The sequence below is a fragment of the Umezawaea sp. genome (genome assembly GCF_036375055.1).
Classification (GTDB): domain Bacteria; phylum Actinomycetota; class Actinomycetes; order Mycobacteriales; family Pseudonocardiaceae; genus Umezawaea.
The window spans coordinates 48,468-54,913 of the sequence record NZ_DASUSQ010000167.1 but is presented as its reverse complement, the minus strand read 5'-3'; the positions used below and the strand labels follow the sequence as shown (position 1 = coordinate 54,913).

The 6,446-nt window shown below is 73.0% G+C and carries 8 protein-coding genes; 3 read left to right on the top strand and 5 right to left on the bottom strand.

The genetic code is table 11. From position 1 onward, the window contains the following. Positions 1-58: 58 nt before the first annotated feature. Together VFZ92_RS39575 and VFZ92_RS39570 are read right to left on the bottom strand one after the other, a co-directional pair. Positions 59-835: a S1 family peptidase gene (locus VFZ92_RS39575; protein WP_414720112.1), complete on the bottom strand. Its 777-nt coding sequence runs from the start codon at positions 833-835 to the stop codon at positions 59-61. Between the two features lie 91 nt (positions 836-926). Further along, a complete protein-coding gene (locus VFZ92_RS39570; protein ID WP_330882770.1) occupies positions 927-1,952 on the bottom strand; it encodes a M48 family metallopeptidase in 1,026 nt (341 codons plus the stop codon). Positions 1,953-2,021: 69 nt separating this feature from the next. Between VFZ92_RS39570 and VFZ92_RS39565 the strand changes: the two genes are divergently transcribed. Beyond that, positions 2,022-2,951 carry an alpha/beta hydrolase gene (locus VFZ92_RS39565; protein WP_330882768.1) on the top strand — a complete coding sequence of 310 codons (930 nt, stop codon included), beginning with the start codon at positions 2,022-2,024 and terminating at the stop codon, positions 2,949-2,951. On the opposite strand, the gene VFZ92_RS39560 is transcribed toward VFZ92_RS39565, so the two are convergent. After that, positions 2,948-3,367 (bottom strand): hypothetical protein, encoded by a 420-nt coding sequence (locus VFZ92_RS39560; RefSeq protein WP_330882766.1) that lies wholly within the window; start codon positions 3,365-3,367, stop codon positions 2,948-2,950. The two genes, VFZ92_RS39565 and VFZ92_RS39560, sit on opposite strands and share 4 nt — an antisense overlap. A gap of 77 nt (positions 3,368-3,444) precedes the next feature. On the opposite strand from VFZ92_RS39560, the gene VFZ92_RS39555 reads away from it, so the two are divergent. After that, complete coding sequence (locus VFZ92_RS39555) at positions 3,445-4,179, top strand: helix-turn-helix domain-containing protein (RefSeq protein WP_330882764.1); 735 nt, start codon at positions 3,445-3,447, stop codon at positions 4,177-4,179. On the opposite strand, the gene VFZ92_RS39550 is transcribed toward VFZ92_RS39555, so the two are convergent. Together VFZ92_RS39550 and VFZ92_RS39545 are read right to left on the bottom strand one after the other, a co-directional pair. Next, a complete protein-coding gene (locus VFZ92_RS39550; protein ID WP_330882762.1) occupies positions 4,157-4,540 on the bottom strand; it encodes a hypothetical protein in 384 nt (127 codons plus the stop codon). The genes VFZ92_RS39555 and VFZ92_RS39550 overlap by 23 nt on opposite strands. Positions 4,541-4,551: 11 nt before the next feature. Then, the gene (locus tag VFZ92_RS39545; protein ID WP_330882760.1) at positions 4,552-5,124 is read right to left on the bottom strand and encodes a TetR/AcrR family transcriptional regulator; all 573 of its coding nucleotides are present in this window, start codon (positions 5,122-5,124) and stop codon (positions 4,552-4,554) included. Between the two features lie 75 nt (positions 5,125-5,199). On the opposite strand from VFZ92_RS39545, the gene VFZ92_RS39540 reads away from it, so the two are divergent. After that, a complete protein-coding gene (locus tag VFZ92_RS39540) occupies positions 5,200-6,438 on the top strand; it encodes an alpha/beta hydrolase-fold protein (RefSeq protein ID WP_330882758.1) in 1,239 nt (412 codons plus the stop codon). Positions 6,439-6,446: the final 8 nt, after the last annotated feature.

The following is a 6,446-nucleotide window of genomic DNA, read 5'->3' as shown; positions in this document are numbered from 1 at the left end:
CGCCTTGACAAGCGAAAACCGGTGTGGAGACAATCGAGCAAGCGGGGTGAACCGCCTCCTAGGGCACCAGCGCCCCCTCCACCAACTCGGGCGCCAGCACACCCCCGAAAGCAGCGACCCGCGCGTAAACCCCTGGCTTCCCGGCCCGAGCGCACCCCTCACCCCAGGACGTCACCCCGATCAACTTCCCCCCGGCCACCAACGGCCCCCCGGAATCCCCCTGGCAGGTGTCGACCCCACCCTCGGGGAACCCGGCGCACACCATCTGCTCGGCGTCGTACTGCGAGTAGGCGGCCCCGCAGGCCGCGTCCGACGTCACCGGAACGGTCGCCCCGAGCAGGTACCGCGACGCGGCCCCCTGCTCGCTGGTCCGCCCCCACCCGTACGCCGCGGCGGACGTCCCGGCCGCGTAGGACTCCGGGCCGTCGGCCAGCGGCAGCACCGAGTACGGCAACGCCCTCCGCAGCGTCAGCACCGCGACGTCCTCGCCGCGGTCGGCGGCCACGTACTCCGGGTGGACCCACACCCGCGACACGGCGGCGACCACGCCCGCGGTGCTCCTCTTGTCCTCGCGACCGGCCACCACGCGGAGCCCCGACGCGGCCCGCCCCACCGAGCAGTGCGCGGCCGTCAGCACCTTCGTGGGCGCCACCAGCGTGCCGCCGCAGAAGTGGAACCCGTTCGCGTCGGTCAGGTACACCGCCCACGGGTGCTCCGCGATCGAAGCCCGCTCGCCGCCGACGATCTCCACGTCTGCGGACGCGGGCGCGACGGCGGTCAGCAGCGCCGCCGCCGCGACCACGAGCACGGCGAAAAGTCGTTTGATCTCCCCCACGGGGCCTCCTCGGTGCGATCCAGTGCGATCAACCACTAACCGAGGACACTAGGCCAGACGTCCGACAAAAGCTGGGCCGTTCAGCCCAACGTCAGTTGTTCGGGGAGTTCCCGAACTTGCTCCAGACCTTGCCCGCCGTGTTCCCCAGCACCTCGCCGAACTCGTTGAACACCTTCATCAACGGGTCCTCGGACGTGCTCATCGAGTCCTTGTACGACTTCGCCGCGGACTTGATGTCGTCGGTGAACGTGCTGGTGGGCCGGTCGTCCTCCCGCCGCTGGTAGGTGCCGGTCAGGATCTCCCGGTACTGCTCGGACGCGGCCCACTTCTGCAGCTCGGCGGCGCGCACGACGGCCAGCGGGTGCGTCAGCGGCCACGTCTTCACCAGCTTGAGCACGCTGTCGCGGATGTCCTCGACCTGCTCGTACTCCTTGGCCTGCTTCAGGAACTCCGCCGTGTCGATCTGCGAGGTGTCCATGCCGCCCGCCATCGCCACGTGCACGCGCAGCGCGGCGGCCGGGTCCTGCACGCACAGCAGGCCCGCGCGGTCGCACGACAGCTCGGTCTTGCGGTACCACTCGTGCAGCGCCGCGATGACCGCCCGGATCGCCCAGTACCCGGCGGGCATCCACCCCAGGCTGTACTGGAGCTGCATCAGCCGCTGGAGGATCGTCTGGTAGAGCGCGTGCCCGGACAGCACGTGCCCCATCTCGTGCCCGATCGCGAACCGCAGGCCCTCGTCGTCCAACAGCTCGACCAGCCCGGTCGTCAGCACGATGAACGGCTTGTCGATGCCCAGCGTCAGCGCGTTCGGCACCGGGTTGCGCTGCACGAACAGCTCGGGCACCGGGTCGACGTCGAGCGTCGCCGCCGCCTCCAGCCTGAGCCGGTCGAGCTTCGGGTACTGCTTGGGCCCCACCCTGATGGAGGACGCCAGGTAGACGAGGCGCTCGCCCCGCTCGGTGAACGCGCCCGCCACCGCCTGGAGCACCGGCCCGATGCCGGGCACGGCGCGCAGCAGCGCCAGCGCGCCGCGGTCGGCCGGATGTTCGTACGCGCGCGGACTGATCCCCGGAAAGCGCACCCTGGCCGTCGAACGTTCGATCTCCTCGGTCATCACCCCAGGTTAGACACGATTGGGAACTCAGCCTGCCGGAACGGGGTCATCACCGGGCAGACTGCCCCGATGACCGCTGACGTGCTCGGTGCCGACTTCGAGACCCGTGCGCTGCCGCTGGGCGGCGGCGACGCGACCGCGACCCTCGTGCGGCACCGCGCGCCCGAGGCGACCCGCGGGGCCGTGCTGTACGTGCACGGCTGGGCCGACTACTTCTTCCAGCGGCACGTGGCCGAGCACTACTCGGCCCTCGGCTACGACTTCTACGCCGTGGACCTGCGCGCGTACGGCCGGTCGCTGAAGCAGGGCGAGACGCCGAACTTCACCACCGACCTGGCGGTCTACCACCAGGAGCTGGACGAGGCCGCGCGGATCATCCGCTCGGAGCACGGCCACACCCGACTGGTGGTCATGGGTCACTCCACCGGGGGACTGATCACCAGCCTGTGGGCGCACGACCGCCGCGCCGCGAAGGTGGTCGACGCGCTGGTGCTGAACAGCCCGTGGTTCGACCTGGCCGAGCCGTGGATCATGCGGACGGTCGGCACCGCCGTCGTGCGCGGGGTCGGGCGCCTCTCCCCCGAGCTCGTCCTCAAGCCGGGCCTGGGCCCGGTGTACGGCGAGAGCATCCACCGCGACCACCACGGCGAGTGGGACTTCGACCTCACGTGGAAGCCGATCGAGGCCTTCCCGGTGCACGCGGGCTGGCTGCGGGCCGTGCGCCTGGCCCACTTCCGGCTCCACGCGGGCCTCGACGTGGGCGTGCCCGCGCTGGTGCTGCGCTCGGACGCCAGCCACCTGCACGCGAAGGCGTTCTCCGAGCGCGCGATGGTCACGGACACCGTCCTGGACGTGGAGCACATCGAGCGCTGGGCTCCGAAGCTCGGCCGACAGGTCACGTCGCTGGCCGTCCCCGGCGGGATGCACGACCTGTTCCTGTCGGCCGAACCCGTGCGCGGCCGGGCGTTCGAGCTGGTCGACGAGTTCCTGGAGCGCTAGCGCTCGTGCGGCTGGGGCCGGTGGTGGACGTACTCGACGATCGTCCCGTCCGGGTGCCGGGCCGTGAGCCCGGCCCCGGTCGGCACGTCGATCCGCGCGTCCAGGACCTCCGCGCCCTGCTCCACCAGCCGCTCCTCGTACACGTCGAGGTCGGCGACGAGCAGCGTCCCGTGCGTCGCGCGGAACGGTTCGAGGATCTCCTCCGTACCTTCCACCAGCAGGAACGCGCCCACGGTGGCGATGTCCAGGCCCTTCTCCGGGTACGGGGTGCGCAGGTCGACCCGCACCCCCTGGAGGCGCTCGTAGAAGGAGATCGCGTCGTCGAGCCCACCGCGCGGCACGAACGCGCGGATGTACGGGCGGGGGGTGGTGCGGGTGGACGAGTCGGGGTCGCGGCGCCAGAGCTGATCGGTCATGGCACCAGCCTGCGACCTCCGCGTCCACGGGACGAGACAGCGGTTCATGGGGTTACCGGTGGTCATAGGCTCGGGTCGTGGCGAGCAAACAGGAGCTGGGCGCGTTCCTCCGCGCCCACCGCGAGTGGCTGGCACCGTCGGACGTGGGGCTGGCGGGTGGTTCCCGCCGCCGCACCCCCGGCCTGCGGCGGGAGGAGGTCGCGGCGCTGTCCGGTGTGGGCCTGGCCTGGTACACGTGGCTGGAGCAGGGCCGGGTGGACACCTCCCGGCAGGTGCTCGACGCCGTGTCGCGCGCGCTGCGGCTGGACCGGGACTCGCACGGCCACGTGCTGGCGCTGGCCGGGCTGCGGCCGGTGGTGGACCAGGACGTCGACCTCTCGGCGGTCCTGACGCCGCTCGTGGACGCCTGGCCCGGCCCCGCGGCGGCGGTGGACCGGCGGTTCGACCTGGTCACGGCCAACCCGGCGTACCTGGACCTGTGGCGGCTGCCGGAGCGCAACCTCGTGCTGCTGCTCACCGACCCCGCCGTGCGCGACCGGGTGCCGGGGTGGGAACCGCTGGCGCAGGACGTGTTCCGCCAGTTCCGCATGCACGCCGACCGCCACCCGGACGACCCGCGCACCCGTGACCTGCTCGCCCGGTTCGCGGCGCGGCGGCCCGAGCTGGCGTGCTGGTGGGAGTGCCGGTCCGTGCGGGCGTTCCGCACCACGACGACGAGCGTCGACGGCACGCCGTGGACGTTCTCGCTGCTGCGGCCGGGCGAGGACCCGGAAGCGGGGGTGCTGCTGCTCAGCGCCGCCGGGCCGCGCTAGGCCGGGGCAGCAGGATGTGCACGGCGAAGCCCGCCAGCGTGGCGAGGACGACCTGGTAGGCGATCGACAGCTCCCGCTGCGAGGCGATGAGGAACGCGGCGTCCAGGTCGGTGGACACGAGGCCGGCCATGGTCACCAGACCGGTGACGTGCCAGCCGAAGAAGCCCGCGGTCCACAGCACGAGCGGCCAGCGGTTGCGGTCCGGGCGGCGCAGCAGCAGGAACGTGGAGAAGCCCGCGGCCGCGTTGAACAGCACGGCGGTGGCGACGAGCTCCGCCGCGAGCGGGGACAGCAGGGTCGAGATCGTCTGCACCACGGCGACGGCGACGACCAGCCAGCACCCGAATCGCGTCTTGTCCACGGTTCGGGATGCTAGATCACGCCCGCGCGGGCGGCGGCCAGCGCGGCGCGGGCCGCGCGTTCGGCGACGGCGGCGTCCACGGGTTCGCGCGTGACGAGCACGCGGTAGCAGAGGGGCGCGCAGGCCGTGCGCACCACCTCGACCGGGTCGACGCCCGCGGGGAGTTCGCCCCGCTCGACCGCGCGGACGACGACCAGGGCGGCTCGGGCCTGGCGGGCGGCGTAGAAGTCCCGGAGGGCGTCGGCGGCGCGCGGTGACTGGAACGCGGCGGCCACGACCGCCGTCGGCACCAGGCCGTGCGCGAAGGCCTCGGCGACCTCGGTGGTGATGGCGATCAGGTCGCCCTCGGCGCTGCCGGTGTCGGGCAGCGGCCACGGCGTGTCGCGGGTGTGGTCGAGCGCGTCGGCGAGGAGCACGTCGACGCTGCCCCAGCGCCGGTAGACGGTGGTCTTGTGGACGCCCGCGCGGGCGGCGACGGCGTCGACGGTGAGCGCCGGGTAGCCGTGCTCGGCCAGTTCGGCGTAGGTCGCGGCCAGCACCGCGTCGCGGACGCGGGCCGAACGGCCTCCGGGTCGGGTGCTCATCGGAATCCAGTTGCGTCGTCGGGGCGGACGTGGAGACAATAACGCAACTTTTGTTGCATTAGGGAGGAGTTCGTCGTGGTGGATCGCCTGGCCGAGTTCGCCGCCGACGCCGAGCGGGACCCGGTGGCCGCCACCGAACGGCTGCGCGCCGACCTGGTCGGATCCGGTGGGCCGCTGGTCGAGCGCGTCGACGGCGGCAGGGTTCGGGTGACGTTCGTGTGGATCGGTCCGGAGCGGCAGGTGTCGGTGCGGGCGCAGGTGTTCGACGACCCGAACGCGCTGTCGCACCCGATGCGGCGGGTGCCGGGCACGGACGTGTGGCACCTCGCCGCCGTGGTCCCGTCCGACGTGGTCACCTGCTACCAGTTCCTGGTCGACGACCCGTTCCCCGACGCCGACCGCGACGACCTGGCCGAACTGGGGCGGCTCATGCTCGCGGCGCGCGCCCGGATGTTCGCCGACCCGGTGAACCCCCGCAGGCTGTTCCCGCAGATGGCGGTGGTCGCGGGTGAGCGGACGGCCGCCCCGGAGCACTGGGACTCCGTGCTGGTCCTGCCCGACGCCGAGCCGCTCGACTGGTTCGACACCCCAGAGGGCGAGCGCGGCGCGCTCACCGAGCACCGGCTCGACGGCCGCGCCGTCACCGTCTACACCCCTCCCGGCTACCGGCCGTCCGAGACGTACCCGCTGGTGGTGCTGCTCGACGGCGAGTGCTGGCCGCTGGTCGCCGACCTGCCCGCCGCGCTCGACAACCTGACCGGCCGCGAGATCGCGCCCGCCGTCGTGGCGATGGTGCACAACACCGGCGGGATGGCCGCCCGCATGGCCGAGTTGGCCTGCGACCCCGCCTTCGCCACCCTGCTCGCCGACCGCGTCGTCCCGTTCGTGCGCTCGCTGCACGCCGTCGCCGACCGCGCCGTGGTCGCGGGCAACAGCCTCGGCGGACTGGCCGCCGCCCACGCCGCGCTGACCCGTCCCGACGTGTTCGAGGCCGTGCTGTCGTGCTCCGGCTCGCACTGGTGGGGCTACGACGGCACGGGCTGGGGCAAGGACTCCGAGCCCGAGTGGCTGACCCGCCAGTACGCCGACGCGCCCCTGCTGCCCCTGCGCTTCTGGGTCGACGTGGGCACGCTGGAGACCGGCTCCAGCCCCCTGTCCCCCGGCGTCGACCAGCGCGCCGCCAACCGCCACCTGCGCACCGTGCTGCGCGCCAAGGGTTACCCCGTCGACTACCACGAGGCGCCCGGCGGCCACGACTTCGCCACGTTCCGCCGCAGCCTCGTCCGCGGCCTCCGCGCCCTGCTGCCCGCCTGAGAGAGGAC

Excerpts from the sequence above, each read along its gene's own strand:
- VFZ92_RS39565 (WP_330882768.1), top strand. The coding sequence starts at position 2,022 with ATGACCGCTGACGTGCTCGGTGCCGACTTCGAGACCCGTGCGCTGCCG.
- VFZ92_RS39560 (WP_330882766.1), bottom strand. The coding sequence starts at position 3,367 with ATGACCGATCAGCTCTGGCGCCGCGACCCCGACTCGTCCACCCGCACC.
- VFZ92_RS39570 (WP_330882770.1), bottom strand. The coding sequence starts at position 1,952 with ATGACCGAGGAGATCGAACGTTCGACGGCCAGGGTGCGCTTTCCGGGG.
- VFZ92_RS39545 (WP_330882760.1), bottom strand. The coding sequence starts at position 5,124 with ATGAGCACCCGACCCGGAGGCCGTTCGGCCCGCGTCCGCGACGCGGTG.